General features: G+C 54.2%; 1 protein-coding gene. It reads right to left on the bottom strand.

The window, feature by feature from the left end; genetic code table 11:
• Positions 1-81: 81 nt before the first annotated feature.
• On the bottom strand, positions 82-308 hold a 227-nt coding region (locus C6W92_RS17890), incomplete at its 5' end, for a hypothetical protein (protein WP_206735565.1).

Raw genomic sequence — 308 nt, 5'->3', positions numbered from 1 at the left:
GAATTGGCCTGTCCACCAACCGAGCGGCCGAAGCAGCCCGAAAGCCGCTGGAAACAAGCTGCCTGATGCCCGGCATGGCCCTCACATCGGCGCGTCGGCGCAGCAGAAGGCGTTGTTCAGACTTTCCGGAATTTGACAAAATGAAAGAATTAGGCTCATACGTAAATTGAATTTTGCTTCATCAAGGAACGTCTGAAAAACCTGCGACTTTCTGCCTAATCTGATAGGTTTGGGGCGTCCGCCAGAGGAGTCCTGCCGATGCCGAAACAGCCCGCCTTTCCCAGCCTGCGTGATGCGATGAAGAAGAA

Source organism: Roseovarius sp. A46 (assembly GCF_004126395.1).
GTDB lineage: Bacteria > Pseudomonadota > Alphaproteobacteria > Rhodobacterales > Rhodobacteraceae > Roseovarius > Roseovarius nitratireducens.
Note: the sequence above shows the minus strand (reverse complement) of the source record. Positions and strands in the feature narration are given on the sequence as shown.